This window comes from Hathewaya histolytica (genome assembly GCF_901482605.1).
In the GTDB taxonomy this organism is placed as follows: domain Bacteria; phylum Bacillota; class Clostridia; order Clostridiales; family Clostridiaceae; genus Hathewaya; species Hathewaya histolytica.
Genome location: NZ_LR590481.1, coordinates 1,443,795 through 1,468,765 on the forward strand (window position 1 = coordinate 1,443,795; position 24,971 = coordinate 1,468,765).

Below are 24,971 nucleotides of genomic sequence, written 5' to 3' on the forward strand. Positions count from 1 at the left end.
CAACCCCCTAATATTTACTAATATTCATAACTATTTTACAATAATTTTAAATATTAGTAAAGGTTATGGTAATGTTTAGGAATCTTAAATTAGTCAATAATTAAATTAGAGGTGATAATATGAAGAAAAGTTTTGTTAGGATAGATTTATGTTTAGTTATTAGTCTAATAATAATTATTATTATTTAAATAAAGTAAAAATATTTATTATGAGAAGAATAAGACCAATTTATAATTACTATATTATAAACTGGTCTTTAATTTCTATTATTATCTATAAAGTTTAAAAGTTCTCCATTTTTAGTTACTAATCTTTATCCTAATATCAATACGCCAAGTTCAAATAAGGAATATAACAAAAATGAGATTAAAGTTACTTTTTTCACTTTATCAAATTTAGGAGTATCCTTTGTTATATGATCCATAAATAAATAAAATGTTATACAAAGGATAGCAACAAAAGAAGGTTTTAATGAAAACTCTTTTCCGCTGATCCTATAGATATGATTTACTATAGTTACAGTAAGTAAAAATATAGATAAAATATAAGATATTATTTTAAAAAAAATTTTTTTCTCCATTTCAATCCTCCTTTTGATTAATGTTACTTTAAACCTATTTTATAAACCTTTATAATATTTTTTATTTTTAATTTACACAACTAGATTTAATACTTGTATGCAGTAAATCTAGTTGGCACCCAATACCATTCCCACTCAATCAAAATATTAAAGTAAGGTTTATCAAGTGTTGATATTCCTTACTTTTCTTATATACCTTATACATATTATACTGTATTTTAATGCTTTATAAAAAATATAAGTACGTTTGTAGTACGTTTTTTATGATATAAAAAACCACCAAATGGTGGCTTTAGTTTATTCGCTTATCTTTTTATTTCTGTTTACTAAGCAATAAATCAACTCTCTAACCACTATAAATTAAACTTTTTTTAATTTATAGTGGTTTACCTCTTCATTAACTTTATCAATAATTTCATCAATTTTTTTACTAGCAATATGTTCTTTTTTAAATTTGCTTATATCAGTCATAAAAACTAGATTATTATATTTCTCTTCTATAACATCATATAACCTTTTTCCATCCTTAATTTCTTCTAATTCTTTTTTAGATATATCTATAATAGCGATTCCATCTTTAAGAAAAATTTTTTTTACTAATCCCTTAGCATCATTCCATCCAGCATCATTATTACCTGTGATCCCTTCATATGAAAAAATAATTCCTAATTTTATATTTGACATTGATAAAAGCATATAGAATTTACCAACCCAAGTTACATCAACTGGCTTATTATAATTTTTGCATTCACATACTATTAGTTGATATATAATTTTGGGTAACGCATTATACGAAATATTAGCTATTTCACTTGGTTTAATTATAATATCATATTCATTTGTGTCATTAGTAATATTATCAAATAAATCAAAAATTTTTGTTTCTATAGTTATAGTTTTTATTATATTTTCTAAAATATCTCCCTTAGTTTTTGCCTTAACCCCCTTATATTCATTTTCATTTAAATGCATTTTTATAAATAAGTCATACAGTTTATTGAACTCTTCAATTTTTATACCACTTCTTTGTTGTAAAACTTTTTTAAGTGTATGAGGAGCGTCTTCATTTAATTCTTCAAGCTTATCAAATAAACCTTCGGCCTCTTTTTCTCTCAATAAATCAGATTCTGTTTGTTCCATATACATCACTACCTATAACTTTATATACAATAATAACATTTTTTAAAACAGAACACCCCTTTTCACAATTACTGCATATCTCCTCAGGTATATCTTCTATGCTCTCATAAATATTTTGAGTATTAATATCTATTTCACATTTACAAAAAACCTTAAAATTCATCTTTAAAATATCATTTTCTAACAAAATATTAATTATTTTTTTAGCTTCATTATATGTAATATTAAGATGATTGGCTATATCACTACATGAAATATAAGAATTGTATTGATACTCTAAAAATTTATCTAAATCTTTAATCTGTTGAGTTTTCAAGATTTCCTTTAACCTTCCATATATATCTAATAACATAGTTCATCATCTCCATATTATTTTTTTTAGGCTCTTGAAAATTAAATAAATCATAATTTTTATCTCTATAGCTAAATAAAATATTAACACAAGGAGAAAACTTTTTTTCTTTAATCCATTGTAATAACCTAGATTTATATCGGGCATTCTTTTTTATATCTACAACGTATTTTCTTAATAACTTATATATTTGTTTAGTATCATCACTTTTATCAAATAGACCTCTATTTTGTTCCATTAATATTTCTAAATCCCCTATAAACGGCATAATTAAAGTTTCCCCTACCTTTAGTTTTGCCAAACTATTCTGTTTTAAACCCATATATTGCGCTATTTCTTGTACCTCATCTTTCTTATTCTCTACAATATGAGTTATTGTTGAACTTGTTCTAAACTCACTAATATCGCAATTAAAATCCTTACATATTCTACTTAATTGTGGTTTAAAAGTAGTTTCGTAGAAGTTATCATCTGATTTAAACCCCAACATGTCAAACCTATGCTCTAGTATTTTTAATTTTTTATGATAAATCCATAAGGTATTATATATAACATCTTTAGTTTCATCTAGTTTATTAATAAAAGGATTTATAGTCTTTAAAAATTTTATGGCGATATATTCATCATTTTCAACAAATATTGGCTGAGTAAAATCTTTGATATTATTAATTTTTCCACTTTTGAAATCTTCTAAACTAATATATGAATCTACATTATTAATATTAAAATTATTACAGTTATAATAAATAGCATATCTGTATGATTTATTTATAAACATTTTCTCTATTATATAAAATGTATCTAAGTTATTATCCATACATTTATTAACTCTTTCATTCTTAGATTCTGAAGTTGCAATTAAAATACTACCATTTTTATTGTTTTCTTTGTAAGTTGCTATTTCCCCATCTGTTAAATCTTTTATTATATGTTGTAAACTATAGTCAGTCATATAATACTCAGTTGTATTTTTCATTAAAACTTTATATGTTTCACTATTCATATTGTCCCCCCATTATCATATTTCTATTTCAAAAAATATATGCTATAATGAAGATATAATTCTTTGAAATAGAATTTAAACGCAGAAATCACTTCGATGGCAATCAGTAGTGATTTCTTTTATTTAAGTATATATGTAAAGGTAAAATTTATCAATAACTTCGACAATTTATGTAATATTTCATTATTATTACAATTTTATAGTTTCAAAAAAATGAAAAAAGGTAGCTGCAGCATAAGCCACAACTACCCCTTAACTATTCTATACTATTATTTAGTTTCCCATCATCTAAATAGTCCTTACCTTTAACATATAGAAAATGTACTATTTTTTTCATAACCTCATCTGAAATAAAAACAGTTAATGCTTTCGGTAAAAATTGATACATCTTTTTAACTACCCATTCTTCTTGTTGCTTTCCACTTTTAAGAATTTTATCTTTTGCTAAGCTTTTAGCTTGGAGCATAACTCCATATGAAACTCTTTTGAATTTTTCCCACTCTAAAACTATATATAAAACTATTGATACTAATAAAACTATAATAAATCTATATTCCCAAAGTAAATTTGATATATTTTTCATAATAACACTCCTTTTTCTTGTTTAGACTTCTAAAACTTTATATTTTAGCTTGTATTGATTTATTTTTATTTCTTAATACAAAAGGATTAGAAAACTTTTTTATGCTCTCTAATCCTTTGTTATACGTTCCTTATTTTTACTACTTCTTTAAAAGTACCTTCCATGTATTTTTTCCTACAATTCCATCAGCACTTAATCCATTTTTACTTTGTAGTTGCAGAATTGCCTTGTATGTTCCTTGTCCAAAAACTCCATCTGCTCCATAACTTCCTACACTGTAACCTTTTCTTATTAAAAGTTCTTGAACGATTCTAGTTATGTTGCCTCTAGCTCCACTCCTAACAGTTATTAATTTATTTACTGTATTATCTCCAGCGTAGCCATCTACTTTAATTCCTGCACCAAATTGATTATTTAGTTCTGCTTGTAGTCTTCTAATAATATCTCCTTGTATGTTAATTTCCCATGTCTTTTTAGATTCTATTTGTGATATTGGTTTTTGTGGTGTAGGTACTACTGGTTTTTGTGTTGAAGTACCTATGCTTTCTCCTACTAAACCTTTTACTATGGCATCTGCTATTTTCTCTGGACCATAATTTTTATATCTTGCTATATCTGTAACATTATCTATAAAACACACCTCTATAAGCATAGATTCAGCCTTTGTATTTTTAATAACTGCTAATTTAGAACCATCTTTTATACCTCTATTTACAAATCCTAAAGAAACTAAATTCTTTAAAACTGCATCTGCCCTAGATGTTTTATTACCTTTCCATGTGAATACTTCTGTTCCATATGCACATGAATTAAAACAATTAAAATGTATAGATACGAATAAATCCACGTTATTATCATTAGCAGTATTATATCTATGGGCCAAACTTTGTCCTAAGGTATCAGCATTATCTAATGCACATTCCATTACTGTATGCCCTAATGCTTTTAATTTAGATATAACATATTTTCCAACTTCTCTAGTTAAAACTTCTTCTCTTAATCCATTGCCCTGTGCTCCAGTATCAGCACCTGTAAGTGTATGTCCTGTATCAATTCCTATTTTCATAATTCATTCCTCCTAAATTTATTTATTAAAAAAAGCTATCACTGCAGTAACTATACTTGCAGCAATAGCCCAAAATTGCTTTGTATTATAGAATTTTAAATCTCCATCTTTCTTATTTTTATCTGTAAATGTACTTAAAATTTTTAAAGTAAATTCATTAAGTGTCTTCTGTTGTTCTTTAGATGTTTCAGAAATCATAGCTTTAATTTCTGATTGACTTTTTTCAATGTTAGATAATTGTATTCTTTGTTGTAAATCAGATTCTTCTAACTTCCTTATTCTTTTCTCATGGTCTTGCAGTACCTTATTTTCCATGTCACACCTCTCTTAATTTCGAGCACTAAAAAAAGACTATCTCTAGTCCTATTCATTACTTATCTGTTTTGGTTGTAGTCCTGTAAATTGTCCACTTTCATTAAAACACAATTCATAGTCAAATATGTGTATACCCATTTCATACGGTAAGCAAATAACGCCTTCCCCTTCATTTTTATAATGTTTAATTTTCTTTTCTAAATCCATATTCAACGGCAATACTGGTTCTATTGTATTATCCTCTGTTCTTTTTATTTCTTTAGTTTCTAAATCGTAGTATATAACCATTTCGCACCTCCTAAAATGCAACTTCTTTATAAATAAAGTACTTAATTTTAACTCTATACTCTGTTTGAACCAAATCGGCTGCCCTTTTCATATCAATATATAGATGTGTATTGTCTGCTCTAGCTCTAATAATAAAGTTAAACCCTACGATACTTGTACCACTGAAATTATCTGTAAAAGCTAGTGCAGGCAAAGGAACCATACTACCACTACCATCAACAATTGAAAAGGCAGTGAAAGCAGGCTTATATCCTAAATTATGTTTTATGGATACTGTTCTCTCTTTTATAGTGTTAGATACTGGCATTGATGTGTTTATAACTCCAGAGCTTAGTATCTTATGCATGTTGTATTTACCATCAATTACTACAGTGTTATCATTATTTTTAACCTGCAAGGCTCCATTAATTACTTCAAAAGTCCCGGAATTACTTAAATTCACATTAGGTGTTATTGCATTAAATCCAACTTTTACACTTGATGGATTTTGTTCTACAAAAGATTTAACTCCATTAACATCAACTTTAGATTTTATTTGGTTACTTAGCTGTTTTATTTCAGATTCTGCACTATTTATTTTAGTTGTATTTTCTATTGTCACATCTTCTGGTGCTGGTGACCAGTCTGTTTCTTTATTCCCTTTCTCAAGTTTTATATTTTTTATCCAATACTCGTTTATACCTTCGTTTATTTGAATTCCAAATATAAAGGTTCTAAAATAAGATCCATCTTCACCAGAATTAAACTTTACTAATATCTTAACCCATGTATTAGCAGGTACAAAAGTATTCTCATTTAGTAAAACAGCATTACGGCTAGGATGAAAAGTAAGGTCTTCACGTAATACATGGAAATGCAAAGGGGTAATATTCGTTAATTCCATACCAGTACTACACATAATAGTAGCACTATAAATATAATCTGTGTTTTGTTCAATAGGGATTAGCCTAGGCTGTCTAATTGATTTTTTAGCATGAATAACACTATAACCATGCTTTTTAACAATTTCCATAGTGGCACCAGTAGAATTAGTTGCCCACCCAGTTAAATCTTTAAAATTACCACTATTAAATATTAAATTCTTACTTTTCTCACTTACTTCTACTATCTTTTTTTCTATATCTGTTTTAGATACTTTAGAACTTATCTCACCTTTTAGCATGTTTATAGATTGCTCTGTAGTGCTTAACTTACTTTTAGAGTTTGTGATTTCATTATTTATATTGGCCTTAAAACTTTGAAATTCTGATGTTTCTACTTTAAGATTAAGTTTATTTTTAACTTGATTTATTTCACTATTAGCACTTTCTATTTTTTGATTTATTGTTTTAACTTTATCATCAGTTTCTATTATTGCCTTATCTATCTCTGTTTGACCTATTTTACTCTTAACTGTATATTGTAGCAACTGTAGTTCTGTAGTTTGTTTATTCATCTGTGTATTAACTTGTAATACATTGTTTTCTATTTCTTGTTTATGCTTAATGTATTCTTGCTTATCTATCTTAACTTTCAAGGATTCTTCTAAAGCATTTATTTTAAGCTTTTGTGAATTTATATCTGTATTATTCTTTTCTATATTAATATTTTGGTCTTTCAACTCTATATCTAAAGTTTTATTTCCTACATTAATTTTTGTAGAACTTATGTTGGTATTAGATTCATTTATATTAACTACAACATCATCTATATTTAGCTTACTACCTGCAATATTTGCATTATCCGCTACTTTAGAATTATCTATAGCCCCATCTTCTAGGACCTTTCCATTTATACTTTTAGCTTTTATATTATCTGCAGTTAAATTTTTTACAGTAATTACTGCGGCATCTATAACACCTGCAGTTAATTTGGTAGCACTAAGAGAACTTATTTGAGCATCTCCTATAGCTCCATCTGCTATTATTCCACTTCCTGCAGTTATGGTTCCAGCCTTAATATTTTCTGCACCAATATTACCTGCTAAAAGATTATCTATACTTGCTGCTCTACTTTCTAAAATTGTTATTTTCCCTTTATTAGCTTCTAAATCTATAATAGTTGCTTTAGTTGCATATAAATCTTCTATCTTCGCACCTTGTGCATTTAATTGTGTTATATCAGCCTTTTCAGATTTTAAATTTTTAATTTCTCCATTTATCGCAGTTAAATCCTCCGCATATAGATTTTCTATTTTACCATTTATAGCTTCTAAATCTATAATGTTTGCTTTTTCTATTAATGCCTTTCTTATACTGGCCTGTTCTATAGAATACCTTTCAAGTTTTTGAGTTATAGAACCTTTAGAGTCAAATTTATTGCTCTGCTCACTTTTCCCTACAGCTTTTATTTCTGATGATAATCCACCTTTATAATTTAATTTTTGTTGCATTATTAAAGTGTTATATTCTTTACCTTTTAAATCTATTATTTTAACCCTATCTCCAGTCATAAGTGAACAGTTACCTTGCCACTTAAGTTCATAAGGCATATAGGAAAAACCTTTATATTTATTGTAAATATCATTTAAAATGCTATCTGTAATTACTGGATTGTCAAATATAATCTCTCTTCCAAATTCAGTTTCATTACCTTTAGATAAGTGTTGTTCTCCTTTAGTTACAGTTACCTTAGAAATTTTATATTCCTTATCTCCAGTTTCAAAGGTAATATAGTTATCTGGAGTAATTATTGTATCTGTATTTGTATAAGAAGTTATCTCTAACTGCCCTTCCCTATTAAACCTAGCGAATCCACCACAAAGACTTGCTATAAATCCTATAGATTCTCTAAGACTATACCCTTCTATCTTTCCTATAGAATAATTGGGTAATGTTGATCTAAGTTTAACTCCCGCTTTATTACATATTTCATTTGCTATATCTTGTACTTTCGCAGGGTATTTTAAATCAGAAAAATAAGCTTTCTCCATTTTAATCATATTATCAAAGCAAGATAATTTAACAGTTTTATTTTGTTTCTTAACGTCATCAACTGTAAAAACACCTAAAGGAATGTATTCAACTTCTCCCCCTATTTCTAATCCTAAATACGGTTTTACAATAGCATTTTGAAATATGTCATCTACATCATGTAAACTTATTTCAAAACTAGCGGAAGCAACAGAACCAAGAGTAAAGTCATCTCCTGGATTAACTGTTTCCTCTTGGCTCATTTCAATTATTACATCATCTAAATATTCCTTATCTCTAATAATGACTTTGCTCTTAAATCCTCTACTAGGCTTCTTTATATATTCCTTAAACTTATTTGTTACATTGTACATAGTCTAGCCCCCTTACTTAAGATCTACCGCTAGACCCCCTCCTGATAATTTTGTTATATTTATTTCGCTATTTGCAACTGCAATTTTTTTAAGTACTTGACCTTCACTTATCACCTCTATAATGTAATTTCCTATATCTAACGTTGGTTTATTCTCCTGTGTCTCTTGTACTGGTCTTACTTTTTTATTTCTATTATTCTTTGACATTACTAATCCCTCCAATCTTTAAAATATTACATAGCCTAGAGTTGTAGCTCTATTCTCTATTTGTTTTTTAAACTCTGCATATTTAGCTTTCATCTCCGTTGCATTTTCCTTATATGCTTCCTTATCCATTACATTTACAGAAATATTTACTGCAAAAGTATCAGCGTTTAAATTAGCACTTAGGTACATAACTTGTTTTGATATCCCATCTCCTGCTTTAACCATTACATTCGCACTCAAATTTGTATTTTCATTTATTAGCATTGTTATATTGTTTTCCATAATAAAATCAACCTCTCTTATTTTTGTATATAAAAGAGCCTTTAAGCTCTATGGTCCTACTTCTCTATAAAATTCATGCTTAGGCCTTGCCAAAGTGGTACTCCATCTTTAACAAAATACATAGGTGCACTTCTATCGCCTACATAAAAAGTTTTACTAAGTCTTTTACCTTCTACTGGATCAGGATATTCAACTGAAAAATAAACACTAGTTACCACTTTTAATAAATTAGAAATTTCATTATCTTTTAAGGGACCCCATTCACATTCCAGTTTTCTTTTAACGGCTATCCTATCTCTAATTAAATCCCCCCTAGCATTTCTAGTAGTTTCTCCATCTAAATCATTAATGCTTACTTTAAAACTTTTAGGAGCAACAATTGTCAATCCATTTATTTTAAGCATATTAGCCTCCTATATTTTTAATAATGTCCTTCCTTCTTGTCTTTGTAGTTTGTTTATAGAATCTATAATAAACCTTGCAAATTCACTGCCACCAAGTTCTAATACAATTTCTAAAGGACTATCAGAATTAGAATTATTTCCTTGTCCTCCTGTTCCTCCTAACCTTTCCATAAGCTTTTCAGCAAGTAAATCAAGTCCTTGAGTATTATTTTCTAAAGGTACTACAGCCTCCTTACCAGCTTCACCTGCTATATTTAAAGTTGGTTGGTCCAGTATTCCACCTCGTGCTAGCTTAGGAATCTTAGGTATATTAACTCCATTACCACCTATCCCAGGAACCCAATCAGGAATTTTAAGTTTATTAAGTCCACCTATTGCCCCATTGACTAAACCTATTACCGCATTTAAAGGAGCCTTAGCTATGCTTGCAAGTCCTCCAAATATACCTTTAAATATGTTTACTACACCTTGCCAAGCCCTTCTCCAATTGCCTGTAAAAACACCAGCTATAAAATCAATTATACCTTTAAACATTAGTTTTATATTACTCCATACTTTTCTTATTAGAGAACATAATCCATTCATCACATGACCTAATAGTCCAAAATGTTTTGTCCAATCAGTAGAAAAGACACCACCTAGCCAATTTTTAAAATTATTAAATGTCTGTTTAATACTATTCCACACTTCTTTAGCCTTAGCTTTTATTACATCCCAATGCTTATATAATAAAATACCTATGGCTATTAAAGCAGCTATTCCTATAACTACCAATGTTATTGGAGAAGTGATAAATGCAAACACACCACTTAATACCTTGCCTACAGTACTGCATATCTTAATAACAGCTATAACACTTCCTATCGTTCCTCCCAGGATAACAAGCGCTTGTATAAATGCATCTACATAAGGATTACCACTCGTCAGGAAATCAATTAAATCTGAAATCTTATCGCATAACCACCCTAAGAATTTTAACACTGGTGCTATAGCTGGAGATATTTTATTTACAAACCAATTAACAAAAGGAACTACAAATTCAGTGTAAATATATCCAGCTAATTCAAGTACTTTGGCACCTAGCTTAATAAGCCCCTTAAATAAGTGACTTCCTCCATTATCCCAAACATATATAAGTTTTTGTGATAGATTTTCTAATACATCTATAGTGGATTTTAAAACCTTCATAAACATATTAGCTAGTGGAGTACCTATATCTTTCCATACCTCTCTAAATGCATCTCCTATCTTTTTGACAAGAGTTAATAAATTTAAAAAAGTATTAGCAATACCTTGTATTATTTTAGTTCCAATATCACAACTATTCCATGCAGTAGCAAAAGTACTTGCTATATCTCCTATAATATTAAATATGTTTTGTAGTATTTGTAATATAACAGTTAATATCTTTTCTCCAGTACCATTAGTCCATACTGTAAGCATACTCTTTCCTATGTTGCCTAGTAAATCTAATATACTGTTAAATGCATATTTCATACTTGCTATTGTTGCCTGTCCTTCTTTTGCCCAAGCATTTTTAAATGGTTGAAATATAGAAGCAAGTACATCCCTTACCTTTTTACCTAACCCCTCTATTCCTTTACCTGCTGAAAATGCTTTGCTCATGTCAGGCATTTGTACACCATCACCAGCACTTGCTCCATCATTAGGTGTTTTATTTTTGTCTTTGACAAAATCTAAGGTATTAACTTCATCAAACCCTGCTAAAACTTTTTGAGCTTCCTTAGCATCTTTAGCTAATTTTTTAGTATGTCCTCCAGCTTTCTTTGCACTTTTACCATATGCACCCATAGCAGCCTTTGCGGTATTCAATCCTTTAGCTGCATTTAGGCTTTGACTATATGTCTTACCAAATAAACCACTTATAAATGTAGCTATATATGATGTAACAGTAGCTAATGCACTCATTAAAGCATTTAAAGCTGGCAATATAGCTTGATAAATAGGCATAAATGCCACCATTAAATTGGCCTGTACTTGTTTTAGAGAATTAGAAAATTGAGCATTTGCCATAAGTGCGGATCCTATATAACTAATCAGTCCCCTTAAGCCTTTGTATATAACCCCCATAACAAATACTTGCCTTAATACCCTATTAAAACTTCTTGATATCATATTACCCATACCAAGAAAACTTCTACCCGTATTTGTGCTTGTATGACCTAACCTTTTTAATTTTCCATTAATATTAGACTTTGTTTTTAACGCATTATTAACGGTACTTTTTGTAGATTTAATTGAATTAGAAAGCTTATTTAATATACTAGGGAAAACTTTAAACTTAGAAAAGGATCTTGATGTCTTATTAGCTGAATCATTGGCGGTATTCCCAAGTTCATCTAATTTCTTTTCAAGTGCATCTATAGTAAAAACCGTCTTATCAGATGTTGCTGCAAACTTAGTTAAATTCTGTTCAGCCTTAGAAAGTTCATTTTGTAGCTTTTTTATTTGTTCCTGATTAATAAAATTCATTGGTTTACTACCAGTAGGTTTACTTAACTCTTCAATTTCTTTTCTTAGTTCTTTTATCTTAGCTCTTTGTTCATCAGCCTTAGAACCAATTTGATCTAATTGAGCTGTTAAATTAGTTATTTGTGATTTTATATAATCAGTATTATTTGATAAATCCACTTTAGGAACTCTTACATCTAAAGTTTTCCCACTAGGAGGCCCTCTTGCACTTTTAGGACTAATATCATTTTGATTACTTATAGAATCATCTTTATTCAACAAATCCTCCATAGGATTCTTAACTTTTAAATTTGAAAATATATCTTCAATTTGTCCCCTAAGGATTTCTAAGTTATTTTGAATCTGCGAATGTATAGAATCTATCATCTTCTCTACTGTCGCTTGAATGTTTCCTAATGTTTTATCTATACTGCCTATGTTGTTTAATCCGCTTAAAGCTTTAGTTACATTTGCTTTTATCTTAGTTCCAATATCACTAATCTGACTTTCTGTAACATCATTTAGACCTAGATCTAAGCTTATTTGCCCTATACTATCTGACATAATCTCACCTCACTTTTAAGCATAATAAAAAACACCTACTAATCAAGCAAGTGTTTTATTTAAACTTATATTACCTTTTCCCAGGTTTCCATTCATGACCACAGTTCAAGCATTTAACTTTCCCTTTTACCTTTTTACTAGTTAAACCTCCAAGAACAGCGCCTGTTCCTCCTGCTAAAATTCCCCCTGTAATTGCTCTACCTACACTTAATTTTTTATGTTTCTCAGTATAAGTTACACAAGTACTTTTACATTTAGGGCAAAATACTATCCCTTCCTTTTTCATATCAGATATTCGTTGTTTCCTCTCCCTTTTCTCTTCTTCTTTTGTTTCGTATATCTCTTTACTATCATCATATGCTGCTTTAAGTAGTTTTTTTATACCATTAGAAAAGCCCATTAAATTCTCCCCCTAATTAACATATATTAATTATAATATACATTAATTAAAGGCTTTTGCAAATATTTCTTGTAATTCTTGTATTTTATCCTTTTTCTCTTCATCTGTCATACTCTCAACTTGTCTATTTCTCCATTCATTTCTAATTCTATGCTGTTCAGGAGTAAAACTTTTGAGTATATCCTTATCTTCTTCACTCCTAATACTAACAACTTCACCTAAAGGAGTTTTAGGCATTATCCCAGCTAATAAAGTACAGAATTCACTCCAAGTCATATCTGGTTCACTTCTAAGCCTAATACCATATTGAGTAGTAAAGGAGGCTTCTATAAGCCCCCAATCTTCAAATAAGTCATACCATTTTTCAGTTACTTTTTTTTAATCTTTTTAGTTTCCTCTTCTGCCATTTTTTCAATTTCCTCTAAACTCTGTTCAGTTATAGCTGCCATAATAGCATTCATAATTGTTTCATAGCTCTTAAATGTTAAATCTAGACTATTTACATAATCTAAGCCTTCTTTTCCTATGCCAGCTTCTATTACTTTATCCATCATTTCAAAATCATCAAGTGTTTTATCCTCACTTAATGACTTTATTAATATTACTGAATTTTTACTGTTATTAACTTTAAATTCTTTACTTTCTCCTAATTTTATTACTGGTTTATCATTTGTAAGTCTATTTACTATATCATATACTTGTGCCATTTTTATCGCCTCCTATTATTCTTCTGTGACTTTTGCTGGTGTATAGTTTGGTCTACCATCACCTTTTAAATCGAACTCTAATGGTGCCACGTTAGTGGAATCTCCACCACCTACGTTCTTAACATCTATTACACAGTCAAAATCTAATTTAGCTCCATCTGGGAATCCTATTTGTGCTTTAGTACTACAATCTAATCCATCTTTCCACGCAATGTTAGCTACATAATCATTACCTGGATCACCTACATTTCTTTTACCCTTAAGGGATATAGAAAATGCTTTTCCTGTCATTAATGCTCTTGACCAACCCGCAGTAGTCATTGATGTCCAATCTTCCACCTTACCATCTATGCTTATCCCAAAGTTCTCTAAATCAGCTATTGGTTTAAAGTCCTGCTCTGTACTTTCTTTTCCTTTCGTTCCAACCTTAAATACAAGATTATATACTGGAAATACTCCACTGAATTGTGTCATACTATTACCTACCTTTCATAATAAATTACTGTTTCTATTACATATTCATATATACCATTTGTATCCGTTCCTACTCCTATAGGTTCTGATGTTCTCATATCAAATTTAATTACCTTATTGCCACCTATAGTTGCACCTTGTCCAAATAAAACATTGTATACCTCTTGTGCTTTCTTTTCTGCTATATTACAATTCTTAGTCCAATGTACAAGTATGGAAATAGCCTTAGTTGAATAACTTGTATTAGTTAATCCTCCCAAGGCTATATTAGGTGCAGGACTTTGTATATTGTATAGTCCTATACATTGTTCCTTGCTTGCATCTATTTTCCCACTGTACCATTGTGGGCAATCTATTTTAGTTTTTAAATATTCTCTTACCTCACTTAATAACATTACTTAATCAACCCCTTTGAGAGTTGTTTTAAAAATACTTTATAAGCATCTTTAGCAAAATCTTTCTTTTCTCCATCAATGTAAGCTTGCATCCATTTACCTTGTGCATTTATATTTTTATCTGTTCTAAAATTATATTCTGGATGCCAATATAATCTTCTTGCATATGGTGGTCCACTTACATTAATTGAAGTTTTCATTTCATCAATTTCTGATGTATCTACAAAATGACTTATTTCTAGTTCACCTGTTTGTTTGGGTACTACTGCAGAAGTAACTATATCTGTTTTTAAAGCTTCAGTAGTTAATTCTAATGCTTTCTTTTGTGAATTAACTAAAGTATTTATTTTAGATTTATCTAATTTCACAGTTACCTTTACACTCACTAAATCAACTCCAATTCAGTACTAAAAACCGAACCATCTGGATTACGTGGCCTTGCAGATTTGTATATATCTTTTTTTATTTCTCCAATTTTAATAAATCCCTCAATTAATTTACCTGTGTTAATATCACCTTCAACTATCACTTTACCACTTAAAGTTATAAGTCTTCTTTCTGCGTCAAGTGTTTGCTTTGACTTCTCCGAATAGTTACATAATCCATCATATAAAAGTGTCTCTACAGGCTCACCATCTTCATTAATGAATGTTTGATATATCTTCACTGGTGTTACTAATATCCACTTTGGAAATGGAAGTTTACCTAACATAGCTATAACCTCCTTGAAGTAAGTCCAGTAGATCTAAGCAAATTAATAACTTCATCAGAGGTTTTTATGTTTCCTCCACCCTCTTTAGCCTTAAATGAAAGGCTTATATCTCCTGCTGAATAACCACTTAAAGGCATATTAATATAATCACCATATTGAGCTATGAAATCAGCATGATAACATACTGATTTCTTTACTCTTTCTTGTTGAAATGAAGTTAAATTATCAAATCCTATACCTACAATTCTGTTATATGTTAAAGTATCTATTTGATCACTGGCCTTACTTAATTTTTGTTTTAAATCTTTATCTGATATGATGTTCCCGCCATACTCATTTTTATAGTATTCACTATCTACATAAGACATTAGATACACATCCTATTCTAGCTTAGAAGCTTCTTTAATTTTATCAATTATTCCACTCTGACTAGTTGCTTTTCCAATGTCAATCTCATGTTCCTTTGCATAAGTAACTAATTCTTCTACTGACATTTCTTCTATAGACTTATCTTTCTTTGGAACATCTTCTTCTATTACTGTATAACCATGTTCCCTAAACCATTCTATTAGATCAGATTTTTCTGTTTCTCCTATGCCATTACAGAAAGATACACTGGCGGAAACTCCAGTGTATTCTTTATTAGGTGCTATAATTTTAGCCATATTAAATTACCTCCTATTTAACTTTTATATTTCTAAATGCTCCTGCAGCCTTACTAGCTTTTAATGCTATAGCTGCATTCATTTCAACTTCACCGGTTTTTACAGCTCCAGAAGTAGTGAAGTCTGGTAACCATGTTTGAACTGGAGCTACTCCTGCCATAGATACACCGTGAAGTCCATCTAAACCTAACCTAGCTACATATAATGAAGTTGTTCCTTTGCTGCCATCTGTAGCTACTACATCTTCGTTAGAGCCAGCCTTAGCTCCTAAGTCCACGAAAGGTATAGTTCCATACGATTCTACTTGTTGTCCCCAATCATTCTTAGTTACTTGATACATTGATGCACGTCTTGCACATGCCCTTAATTTAGCTATAAGCTTACTGTTACCTGCAATAAATGAAGGTGTACCATCTAAGCCAGTTAAAAACTCATCTAGCATATCTATAAAAGTCATATAGTTTTCAGTAACTTTTGCACTATTGGATAAGTCAATAATGTCGCTTTCTCCTGCGTTATATTCAGTAGATGAACCTTTTAAAGCTTTCTCTAATCCATCAAATGCCTTACTTTCTGTAGCACTATCACCATTAATGAATGTATCATTAAATAATGCTTGAGCAGCCTTTATTTTTTGAGCTTGTTGCAATTGGACCTCGGAAACGATACCACCCATATTAGCAATAACTCTATCAATTTGATAACTACCACCAAACACCTTTAAGTCTACTGAATGTCTTTCTTTAGTAACCTCATGTGGAGTATATTCTTTATTAATCTCTCTGAATTGAGCTGTTGGTTGTGTCTTTAATCTAGTGTATGCATAAGTAAGTGTTGCTCCTCCACCAGTAGGTGAAACTGCATCATCAAAAGTTAAGTTATCTAAAATCCAGTTTGATTTTCTAAACTCATCAATAACTCCCATTTGTAATGCATCTTGTACATTTTTACTTGCTTCTGCTAATGTAATAGCCATATTATCATCCTTCTTTCTTTATTATTTTTGCATTTGAGCTTGAATACGTGCTGTGATTGCATCTTTCATGCTTATTTGTTGACTAGGTGGGTTTTGGGATGTACCATCACCACCAATTTTGAATCCTGGTTGGGTAGTTTGTTTTTCTTCTTGCTTAAATATATGAGGCATTGACTCCTTATAGGGATTAATTGTATCCTCTAAGCCTATCAACTTACCTTCCTTATCAAAATTAAAGTTATCTATTCCACCATGCTTGTAAATAAGATACTCTACATCTGTTACCCCTAATTCCTTTAAATTTTCTTTTAATGCATAAGTTTTATCTCGTTTCTGTATTTCAGCTTGCAAAGTTTCAATTTGTTTTTGTAGCTCTGCATTATCTCCAGTTGATTTCTTAAGAGTTTCTAACTGTGTATCTCTTTCCTTAATATCAGTTTCTAATTGCTTTTTAGCTTCTGAAACCTCATTATACTTATCTTTTGGTACTGCATTTTTAGGAAATTCAGTATTAATTGATTTCATTAATTCACTAACATCTAATTTCCCATCTTTAATTGTTGCACCTTCTAATAATTTTCTTAACCATTCCATTTCTATTACCTCCAATAGCATATTTATACTGGTTGCTCCCAGTTAGGGGTACCGTTGTTCTTTATGCTCTGCAACACTTAAAAAAGAGCAAAATAAAAAAGCCTTACTTATAAGACTTTTAGTTTGTACACCTCTATCAAATATGGTAACATTTTGTTGAAAGGAAGTGTTTTTATGCCTAACTACATTAAAAATAATTTAACTGCTCTTTTAGCCCTATTTGTATCTATCGCTAGCTTTTTTCTATCTTTTAAAAATTATATTAAATCAATTGTGAAATTTAAGATTTCCTACGATTTAGAAAATAGCTATTCTTTAGGATTCCTTTGGTATCAAGAATATAAATTATTAATAGTAGATTTAACAATTGAAAATAACTCAACTAGTTCTGTAGATATTAGTAAAATCAAACTAATTGATGAAAATAATACTTATATAGCTTCTACAATTGAAATATCTGATAAATACAATGAAAATGGTATATCATTAGTTAACAGCCCTATTACATCATATAAGCCACTTAATATAACTTCTCAAAACATATTGAATAATCCAAGAGTACCTTCATATGGAACTTTAAATGGATTTGCTGTCTTTAACAATATTGAACCACTAGAAGAATCTAAATCATATACAATAATAATTCATACTCCAAGTAAGTCATTTAAAAAATCAATTATAATAAATCCACTTACTGGTGACTTCAAACCCATACATCCTTTAAAAGATTAATGATATTATACTTAACATTATCCCTAACAAGGCTAGTGTTACTGATATCTTATTTTCAATATTTTGTTTTTTCATGATAATTATCTTTAGTGAGAGAATGTGTTAAAAGTATCAAACTCTCACCAATACCTCCTTAATTTTAGACATAATAAAAGCACCTACTATTTTTACTTAGTAAGTGCTTTTTAATTAATTATTATTTCAAATTTACATCTATCACAATAAATAAAACTTGTATTTTTTCTTTCTCCAGTATGTTTTAAATCCTGACCACATTCAGGGCATTTTATACAGTTACCATTTCTATAATCTTCTACTAATTTTCCTTTGGGAATTATTTTACTCAAATTAATCACCTCCAAGGTAAATCTGGATATAATCTTTTTACTAACTTAATTGTATCTCTTTTATCTTTAATAGTCAATTCACCTTTTATATGTTCCTTTTCTTTTAAAAAACATACAGTTTCTGCCCATTGAGTATCTCTAATATCATATTTTAAATGGGTAACCTCATGTATTAAAGTTTGAGTTGTTACTAATTTTGTCTTAGTATTAGGAACATATATCTCAATCTGCTTCTTTCCCCAACAGATTCCTCTAATCTCATTCGGGACATTTTGATAATGTAATTCTATATTTAAATTATTATCCTCAATATATTTTATTGTATCTTTTCCTACTTCAGATTTATTTAATTCTTTATATATATTTCTAGGTCTTATAACATCTATGTTATCACTCTCTTCTACAATATTATTGATATATAAATCTGCTCTTGCTTGACTGCTTATATTTAACTTATATGCTTGCTTCAATTCCTCATATTTCTTAATTTTATTATACTTCAATTTTTGGAACTCTTCAGGTGTATTAGGTAATCCTTCTACTAAAGATTCTTTATACTTATTAAATTCTCTTAAATCTGCTGTGTAATTTATTTCTTTTGTAGATCTTATATCTGCCTTTTCTCTATTATAATCTCTTCTAAGTTCCGGATTATTTTTCAAGTGTCCTCTTAATGTTTGCTCTATCTCCCTTACTTTATCATGAGCCTTTCGTTGCCCCTCAGTATCACAAGTACCTAACTCAAACCTTCTCCACTTCCTCAACTCTCTTTCAAGTGCTCTTTGCCTTTGTTCTGCTTCATATAACTTTATAGCTTCTTTTCCATCCGGTACTACTGGTAATTGAGTTATGCTTGGAAAATAAGTAGTTAATGTGTGCCTACAATTAGGGTGCAATAATCCAGATTCTATAGCTTCACTTAATAGCTTATATTTCCCCTTGTATTCTTCTATAAACTCTTTACTGGGATGACTAAATACATCATCTATTAATACTTTCCCTTGCCATGGTTCACAATGCTTACAAGTATTAGCATGAGCACTTACTACAACTAAATGTAATCCATATTCATCTCTTTTCTTACCTTCTCCTAAAAGAGTTGCTCTATGACTTGCAGTTCTTAAGCACATCTCTGCATATGAAGCTATATTAACCCTCTTACCATCTTTATATTGAATACAATTAATACCCTTGTCTAAGAAGTCCTTAGTAGCCATGTCTATTGCTTGATTTAATGTCTTAGTTCCATTTTGAAAATACATATGGGATTTAAATATTGTTTGCCTGTATACATCATCCATCTTTCTAAGTACTGCATGACTAGCTTTATTTAAATCGTTAGTTACGGTTTCTTGTAATGCATTTAACTTCTTATCATTTACCCCAAAGAAATTTGTTTCTTGTGGTGGTTTTATAGGTCTATTTAACAACTTAGATATATAATCTCTTACACCTTGCTTTTCTTCTATATCATTTGGTAGTCCAATAGATGGCTGTTTATTAAAAAATTGCTTAACCTTATCTATTAACTTACTTACTCTATTCTGACCTTTATTAAAATTGCCTTGTAATTCTCTATTTATAGCTTGTTGTATGGGCTTATTATAGCCCTCAACTAACTTCTTATTTCTCTTTCTATATTTCTCAATCTCTCTAAGTTTAGTAAGTTGCCATTGCTCCCACTGAAAACCTTCTTTACTTTGTTCTCTTTCATGAAAATAAAAAGCCCTATGCATAGAAGATATTAAATGAAGTTCCATTTGTTCAAATATCTTTCTAATGTCATAAGACTTTGCTTTTTCTTTTTTAATTTCTTTTTCTATAGATTTCTTAGTAACCCTCTTTAATATATCACCTAGTTTAGATGGTTTATTATTCTTGGCCATCTTCTTCTACCTCTAGATCATCATCTTTATACTTTTCATCATCACCAACAATAGGAGGTTCATCTGTTGTGATATGCCCCTGTTCTTCCTTAAGCCTTTTTATTTCCTCTGCCTTTTCTTCATCTGTCCAGGTATCACCATATAATTCTTCAATACATTGCTCTATGCTCATAACACCAAAAGTCTTAGCCTTTCCCACGGTTTCAACTTTATCATTGAATGAAGGTGAAGCATATTCACCAAAGTTAATAGTTACTTCTATATCTTCTCCAGGAGTTTTCTTTTGCATGGTTTCATATACCTTGAGAATAGTATTGATTAGCTCTGGTAATACCTCTTGAAGCTCATCTATTATCTTCTTTCTAGTGTATAATGTTGTCTTTTCCTTTTCTCTTTGGGCTTCTGCATTATCTAGTTTCTTAAGGTCTATTCCTAGTGTTGCTGGAGATACTATTCCTTGTAAGCACATATCTAAAGCTTTAGCATAACTTTCAATAAATGCCTGGTATCTAATTTCAGGTTGAATCATATCAATTTTAGAATTTTCTCCTTCTGCAAGTGAAGAATTAAGTTGAATAAACTGATTATCAAAGGGATTAGGTTGCAATGGTTCTCCTGTATTAGGGTTATGAGGTATTAAATCTTCTGGTATATACTTTTGCACTCTACCAGCTCTTATTGCATCTATCCATTGGCTTATTACCTCGTCTAGTGCGTCAAAGGAATCAGTTTTATTATCAAATATAGATTTACCTCTTCCACTCCACTTTTGAGATTCAAAGAATTTCATAGGTACGGCCATCATAAAGCTATTATCAAAAGTTACATCTTGTAGTTGTTCAAGTTCTGGAACTAAAGATAAAGGTGCTTCTTCTCCCTTTTCATCAACTAACTTATTCTTTATATATCCTTTGCCAAAACTCTCTATAAGTCTATAGTTTTTATTTCTAACAGTGTAATCAGTAAAGAACTGTACTTCTTGGAGCCTTCCTCTTTTTACTGTATAATCTACTCTTTCACCGCTGTAATACTCCAATATAGGATATGGAGTTAAATCAGTATCTATGGTTATTTTAAAAGCCCCATCACCAGCTATAAGAGTTTCAACAATAGACTTTTTTATTATTTTATTAAATTTATTATCCTTACATATTTCTTCCCACGTTTCTGCTTGTATTTCTTCCATATCTATACTGTTTATATCACTTGTAACTATATCTGCTAATGTCTCAACTATAATAGCTGGTAATCCTGAATGCATTTTTCTTATATTTAGTTTTTCACTTGGAACCGCAGCCCAAAACCTAGATTTACTTACTTGGTCTAAAGCCATACTCTTAAAAAATTGGTCCAGTTCTGACGGATCACCTCTATACCACATTCTATTTTTCATTACATTACCTTCATAACTCAAAGGCTCTTGTATAATTATTGGATTCTGTGCTGCTGGTTGAATATTTAAAAGCTTCATAGCTGCTTTAGTTGCCATCTCTTTAAACCACCCCACTTCTCTTCCTCCTTTTATTTATGTTAAAATAATCCTAATGAAAGGAATGATATAAATGCTAGATAAAAGTTATAAAATACTAAAAATTATTAAAGAAAATCCTTTAAATGAAAATGAATTACTATCTCTATGCAAAAACTCATATATTACTCCATCTTTAATGTTAAAAAAACATTGGATTACTTATTCAAATTTATCTGAAAATGGTGAGCCACTACAACCATATGTTATTACTGATATAGGATTAGAATATCTTTTAAATAAAGTACAACAAGATAAAATATTTTGGCGTGCATTTTTTAGTAATTTCATAAGTGGCTTTATTGTAGGTATTCTAGTTACAATATTAGGTGCATATTTAAAATTTAAATTTGGGTTATAAGAAACTTTTTATAATTGTTACTCCTACCAGTATTCCTACTATAAGCCCCCATGCAAAACCACCTACATTTGTATTGGGGTTATTTTTAATTTTTATGCCCATTTCTATTCCTCCTTATAATCTCCTATTAGCTTTCTAAAAGGTATCCATGCATATTGAGAACTGTTTATTGTATGGTCATTACTATCCTCAGGCTCGTACTTATCTTCCTTCCATGAATAACTCTCTAACTCTCTAATATGTTCCTTACAATGCTCTAATACATAGTAAAATATCTTATTACTTGTATTAATCCACCCTAGCATTAAGTGTATTCTATCTATTATAGTTACTTTCTTATATGAATTAATAAAGTTATATAAACAAGGGTTAGTCCTTTTAAACTTCTTAAGCTCCATTATTGTAGCCTGGTCTGCAGAATCTATGAACACATCTCTAGCAAAGCCCCATTCTCCCCTATTCTTTTCTAGAAACTTAAAAAACTTAGGAGCTATATCAGATGGTGCTAATGGTACGTCTAAATCCTTATTGTTATATACTTCTTCATCTAATACTACTACTTGTTTTTTATCTGTAATACCTAGAAACGTCATAGCTATAGTATCAGGACTACTCTGTGAATATGATGTATCTAAAGCAGCCGTAAACTGAATAAACTTCATCTCTTTAGCCTTAGGCTTAGATATTACATTATTCTTTCTTTCAAAATTACTAAAGATAAGTCCTGTTGCTCTACCTCTTAATCCTAATATTTTATTCTTATATAGCTTAGTTCCTTTAGGAGCACTCATTTTCTTTTTTTCTATATCTTCTTCACTAAGACTTGCATTGTCATAGAAACTAAAAAACCAGTAGGTCCAATTAGGCTTCTCTTCTGAATTGAGTTGCTCTAATATTTCTACTGGTACATCTTTTTTATATTTTTCTAGTGGTCTAGAACAATTTATAAACTCCGAATAAATAGGTAAGTTAGGATCATCAGGATTAAGTGTAGCCATAAGATAATCATTTCTAGTACATATCTCTCTTACAAAATCAATACTTGCTGTATTAATTTCATCAATCAATACACAACCAAATTGAGAACCTAGGGCCATCTTCCACTTATCAACATTATCATAACCTAAAATGTATATTATCTTTTCACCATTAGATGTTTGATATTTAATATGAGGTATCTTATTATCCTTATCCCCATTACCGTTATACTTAACTAAATCTCCAAATACATCAATTATTCCATATTCCTTTTGAATTATATTCTTTTCTGCTACCCCTGTTGTCTTAGCTGCTATAACGTGCATTTTCTTTTTAGACTTAGCAACCTTTAGCATGAACTTTGTAATTCCCACTGTTGTCTTACCTGCTGCTGTTGTACCTTCTAAAAACTCAACTGGTGCATTATGCTTTATGAAGTCTCTGTACTTAGGTGATAACTTATATTCATTACTCATTGTCTTCATCACCTAATTGCTCTAATATTGAATCTAGCTTAGCTGTAGAGTTAATATTTGCGTCTATCTCTAACTTATCTTTAAACATTCCTAGATGCTTACCTAATAACTCTAATGCCTTAACCTTATCACATGTACTTACTTCAATACCATTCTTCCCACGTTTAATACTAGAAATAGCTTTCTTTTCTTCATTTGTTAATTCATCAGTTAATACTAAATCTACTGTTTTATATTTCATTGGTTCTCCAGTTTCGGGGTCCAATATAGGTTGTCCATCTTCATTGTATGCCGTCTTTTCAACTACCTTTGCATACTTGGAACCATTGCTGAATGCAATAGCTGCTAATTCATTTAAAACCTTATCTTGTGTTATCTCGGTTCGCTTTTCTCTATCCTTAATCCTTTTGTCTATATAATATTTAACCTTAGCATTTCTTAGCAATCTATTTCCGTTGACTGCTGCCGTTTCATCTTTTTTAATATTTTTATATGCTGACTTATATGCTCTAGTGGCATTGAGATCCACTAGGTATTCATCACAAAATATCTTCTGTTTTGATGTTAGCTTCACAATGCCACCTCCTTTTATGCATTAAAAAAGAGCCCTGTTATGAGCTCTTTAACACTAAATATTAATCATTTACATGATCAGTATAAATAGCACAGAAGTCCACGCCGTATACTGCAGTACAAGGACAATCATCATGATCGCACCACACTATAGGAAAACTCCCTTTTTTATAACCATTTTGAATAATAGGTTCACCATCTTCCATCTTAACCCATGCTTTAGAACCCATAATGCAATCATCACTATCATTCCAGTTTACTATTTGCATTATTCCCCCCTCCTTATGTGTATATACTTCTACACATAAGGAATCAATCCTCTAACAATAATTCGATCCTTTACCCCATTCCTTACACATAAAGGAAATATTTATGCCAAAACTATTAAACTTACTTTTGCCTAATAGCTCCTTTAATTCTCCTATAGCTTCTCTCACTCATACACTCTCTTAAATTATCAGCTATATTTTCCTTCTTAATCTTCCTAGAGCTACAATAAGGACACACTAAGTATCCTTTCATAATCTCTATATCTTCTGATAGTAATACAAATTCTTTTCTACAACTACAACATATATAACTTGTATAAATGCTTAGCATATCCTCACCTTCTTTCTAAAATAATAAAAGCACCTGGATTCTTCCA

General features: G+C 30.0%; 32 protein-coding genes and 1 pseudogene. 2 read left to right on the plus strand and 31 right to left on the minus strand.

What is annotated here, in order from left to right; genetic code table 11:
• Positions 1-313: 313 nt before the first annotated feature.
• From FGL08_RS07000 to FGL08_RS07115, 24 genes and pseudogenes are all read right to left on the minus strand, one after another.
• Positions 314-580 carry a hypothetical protein gene (locus tag FGL08_RS07000; protein ID WP_138210103.1) on the minus strand — a complete coding sequence of 89 codons (267 nt, stop codon included), beginning with the start codon at positions 578-580 and terminating at the stop codon, positions 314-316.
• Between the two features lie 360 nt (positions 581-940).
• Positions 941-1,720: a hypothetical protein gene (locus FGL08_RS07005; protein WP_138210104.1), complete on the minus strand. Its 780-nt coding sequence runs from the start codon at positions 1,718-1,720 to the stop codon at positions 941-943.
• Positions 1,701-2,072 carry a hypothetical protein gene (locus tag FGL08_RS07010; RefSeq protein WP_138210105.1) on the minus strand — a complete coding sequence of 124 codons (372 nt, stop codon included), beginning with the start codon at positions 2,070-2,072 and terminating at the stop codon, positions 1,701-1,703. The genes FGL08_RS07005 and FGL08_RS07010 overlap by 20 nt, the downstream gene beginning before the upstream one ends.
• Complete coding sequence (locus FGL08_RS07015) at positions 2,017-3,075, minus strand: hypothetical protein (protein ID WP_138210106.1); 1,059 nt, start codon at positions 3,073-3,075, stop codon at positions 2,017-2,019. Before FGL08_RS07015 ends, FGL08_RS07010 begins: the two co-directional genes overlap by 56 nt.
• Positions 3,076-3,331: 256 nt before the next feature.
• A complete protein-coding gene (locus tag FGL08_RS07020) occupies positions 3,332-3,658 on the minus strand; it encodes a hypothetical protein (RefSeq protein WP_138210107.1) in 327 nt (108 codons plus the stop codon).
• A 139-nt stretch (positions 3,659-3,797) separates the two neighbouring features.
• On the minus strand, positions 3,798-4,724 hold the full coding sequence (locus FGL08_RS07025) for an N-acetylmuramoyl-L-alanine amidase (protein ID WP_138210108.1): 927 nt from the start codon (positions 4,722-4,724) through the stop codon (positions 3,798-3,800).
• An 18-nt stretch (positions 4,725-4,742) separates the two neighbouring features.
• Positions 4,743-5,039 (minus strand): hypothetical protein, encoded by a 297-nt coding sequence (locus FGL08_RS07030; protein WP_138210109.1) that lies wholly within the window; start codon positions 5,037-5,039, stop codon positions 4,743-4,745.
• Between the two features lie 48 nt (positions 5,040-5,087).
• Positions 5,088-5,327, minus strand: a complete 240-nt coding sequence (locus FGL08_RS07035; RefSeq protein WP_138210110.1) for a hypothetical protein — start codon at positions 5,325-5,327, stop codon at positions 5,088-5,090.
• A 10-nt stretch (positions 5,328-5,337) separates the two neighbouring features.
• Positions 5,338-8,592 (minus strand): hypothetical protein, encoded by a 3,255-nt coding sequence (locus tag FGL08_RS07040; RefSeq protein ID WP_138210111.1) that lies wholly within the window; start codon positions 8,590-8,592, stop codon positions 5,338-5,340.
• Positions 8,593-8,604: 12 nt separating this feature from the next.
• Complete coding sequence (locus FGL08_RS07045) at positions 8,605-8,799, minus strand: hypothetical protein (RefSeq protein WP_138210112.1); 195 nt, start codon at positions 8,797-8,799, stop codon at positions 8,605-8,607.
• 18 nt (positions 8,800-8,817) lie between these two features.
• On the minus strand, positions 8,818-9,081 hold the full coding sequence (locus FGL08_RS07050) for a hypothetical protein (RefSeq protein WP_138210113.1): 264 nt from the start codon (positions 9,079-9,081) through the stop codon (positions 8,818-8,820).
• A 56-nt stretch (positions 9,082-9,137) separates the two neighbouring features.
• Positions 9,138-9,485: a DUF6711 family protein gene (locus FGL08_RS07055; RefSeq protein WP_138210114.1), complete on the minus strand. Its 348-nt coding sequence runs from the start codon at positions 9,483-9,485 to the stop codon at positions 9,138-9,140.
• 9 nt (positions 9,486-9,494) lie between these two features.
• Positions 9,495-12,521: a hypothetical protein gene (locus FGL08_RS07060; protein WP_138210115.1), complete on the minus strand. Its 3,027-nt coding sequence runs from the start codon at positions 12,519-12,521 to the stop codon at positions 9,495-9,497.
• A 70-nt stretch (positions 12,522-12,591) separates the two neighbouring features.
• Entirely contained in the window at positions 12,592-12,921 is a 330-nt protein-coding gene (locus tag FGL08_RS07065; protein ID WP_138210116.1) for a hypothetical protein, read from the minus strand.
• 42 nt (positions 12,922-12,963) lie between these two features.
• Positions 12,964-13,272, minus strand: a pseudogene (locus tag FGL08_RS07070) (Gp15 family bacteriophage protein); the annotation flags it as partial.
• 17 nt (positions 13,273-13,289) lie between these two features.
• Positions 13,290-13,628: a hypothetical protein gene (locus tag FGL08_RS07075; RefSeq protein ID WP_138210118.1), complete on the minus strand. Its 339-nt coding sequence runs from the start codon at positions 13,626-13,628 to the stop codon at positions 13,290-13,292.
• Between the two features lie 15 nt (positions 13,629-13,643).
• Complete coding sequence (locus tag FGL08_RS07080) at positions 13,644-14,102, minus strand: phage tail tube protein (protein WP_138210119.1); 459 nt, start codon at positions 14,100-14,102, stop codon at positions 13,644-13,646.
• A gap of 8 nt (positions 14,103-14,110) precedes the next feature.
• Positions 14,111-14,497, minus strand: coding sequence for a phage tail terminator protein (locus FGL08_RS07085; RefSeq protein ID WP_138210120.1), 387 nt, complete (start codon positions 14,495-14,497; stop codon positions 14,111-14,113).
• Positions 14,497-14,883 (minus strand): hypothetical protein, encoded by a 387-nt coding sequence (locus tag FGL08_RS07090; protein WP_138210121.1) that lies wholly within the window; start codon positions 14,881-14,883, stop codon positions 14,497-14,499. Before FGL08_RS07090 ends, FGL08_RS07085 begins: the two co-directional genes overlap by 1 nt.
• Positions 14,883-15,209: a hypothetical protein gene (locus FGL08_RS07095; RefSeq protein WP_138210122.1), complete on the minus strand. Its 327-nt coding sequence runs from the start codon at positions 15,207-15,209 to the stop codon at positions 14,883-14,885. Before FGL08_RS07095 ends, FGL08_RS07090 begins: the two co-directional genes overlap by 1 nt.
• Before the next feature lie 2 nt (positions 15,210-15,211).
• Positions 15,212-15,577 carry a head-tail connector protein gene (locus FGL08_RS07100; RefSeq protein WP_138210123.1) on the minus strand — a complete coding sequence of 122 codons (366 nt, stop codon included), beginning with the start codon at positions 15,575-15,577 and terminating at the stop codon, positions 15,212-15,214.
• Between the two features lie 12 nt (positions 15,578-15,589).
• Positions 15,590-15,874 carry a hypothetical protein gene (locus FGL08_RS07105; protein WP_138210124.1) on the minus strand — a complete coding sequence of 95 codons (285 nt, stop codon included), beginning with the start codon at positions 15,872-15,874 and terminating at the stop codon, positions 15,590-15,592.
• A gap of 13 nt (positions 15,875-15,887) precedes the next feature.
• The gene (locus FGL08_RS07110; protein WP_138210125.1) at positions 15,888-16,850 is read right to left on the minus strand and encodes a major capsid protein; all 963 of its coding nucleotides are present in this window, start codon (positions 16,848-16,850) and stop codon (positions 15,888-15,890) included.
• Positions 16,851-16,871: 21 nt separating this feature from the next.
• Positions 16,872-17,444, minus strand: coding sequence for a phage scaffolding protein (locus FGL08_RS07115; protein WP_138210126.1), 573 nt, complete (start codon positions 17,442-17,444; stop codon positions 16,872-16,874).
• Between the two features lie 174 nt (positions 17,445-17,618).
• On the opposite strand from FGL08_RS07115, the gene FGL08_RS07120 reads away from it, so the two are divergent.
• Positions 17,619-18,176 carry a hypothetical protein gene (locus tag FGL08_RS07120; RefSeq protein WP_138210127.1) on the plus strand — a complete coding sequence of 186 codons (558 nt, stop codon included), beginning with the start codon at positions 17,619-17,621 and terminating at the stop codon, positions 18,174-18,176.
• A gap of 185 nt (positions 18,177-18,361) precedes the next feature.
• Here the strand turns inward: FGL08_RS07120 and FGL08_RS13390 are convergent, their stop codons facing one another.
• The 3 genes from FGL08_RS13390 to FGL08_RS07130 are packed head-to-tail and all read right to left on the minus strand — an operon-like array spanning position 18,362 to position 21,916.
• Complete coding sequence (locus FGL08_RS13390) at positions 18,362-18,523, minus strand: hypothetical protein (RefSeq protein WP_171012009.1); 162 nt, start codon at positions 18,521-18,523, stop codon at positions 18,362-18,364.
• A 5-nt stretch (positions 18,524-18,528) separates the two neighbouring features.
• Positions 18,529-20,409: a phage minor capsid protein gene (locus tag FGL08_RS07125; RefSeq protein WP_138210128.1), complete on the minus strand. Its 1,881-nt coding sequence runs from the start codon at positions 20,407-20,409 to the stop codon at positions 18,529-18,531.
• On the minus strand, positions 20,396-21,916 hold the full coding sequence (locus FGL08_RS07130; RefSeq protein WP_138210129.1) for a phage portal protein: 1,521 nt from the start codon (positions 21,914-21,916) through the stop codon (positions 20,396-20,398). Before FGL08_RS07130 ends, FGL08_RS07125 begins: the two co-directional genes overlap by 14 nt.
• Positions 21,917-21,971: 55 nt before the next feature.
• Between FGL08_RS07130 and FGL08_RS07135 the strand changes: the two genes are divergently transcribed.
• Entirely contained in the window at positions 21,972-22,298 is a 327-nt protein-coding gene (locus FGL08_RS07135) for a hypothetical protein (RefSeq protein WP_138210130.1), read from the plus strand.
• Positions 22,299-22,402: 104 nt separating this feature from the next.
• Here FGL08_RS07135 and FGL08_RS07140 read toward each other — a convergent pair whose 3' ends face one another.
• The 4 genes from FGL08_RS07140 to FGL08_RS07155 all read right to left on the minus strand — a co-directional run bounded on the left by FGL08_RS07140 (position 22,403) and on the right by FGL08_RS07155 (position 24,925).
• Entirely contained in the window at positions 22,403-23,752 is a 1,350-nt protein-coding gene (locus FGL08_RS07140; RefSeq protein WP_138210131.1) for a terminase large subunit domain-containing protein, read from the minus strand.
• Positions 23,745-24,326, minus strand: a complete 582-nt coding sequence (locus FGL08_RS07145) for a terminase small subunit (protein WP_138210132.1) — start codon at positions 24,324-24,326, stop codon at positions 23,745-23,747. The genes FGL08_RS07140 and FGL08_RS07145 overlap by 8 nt, the downstream gene beginning before the upstream one ends.
• A 61-nt stretch (positions 24,327-24,387) precedes the next feature.
• Complete coding sequence (locus tag FGL08_RS07150) at positions 24,388-24,594, minus strand: hypothetical protein (protein WP_138210133.1); 207 nt, start codon at positions 24,592-24,594, stop codon at positions 24,388-24,390.
• Between the two features lie 121 nt (positions 24,595-24,715).
• The gene (locus tag FGL08_RS07155) at positions 24,716-24,925 is read right to left on the minus strand and encodes a hypothetical protein (protein ID WP_138210134.1); all 210 of its coding nucleotides are present in this window, start codon (positions 24,923-24,925) and stop codon (positions 24,716-24,718) included.
• Between the last annotated feature and the right edge of the window lie 46 nt (positions 24,926-24,971).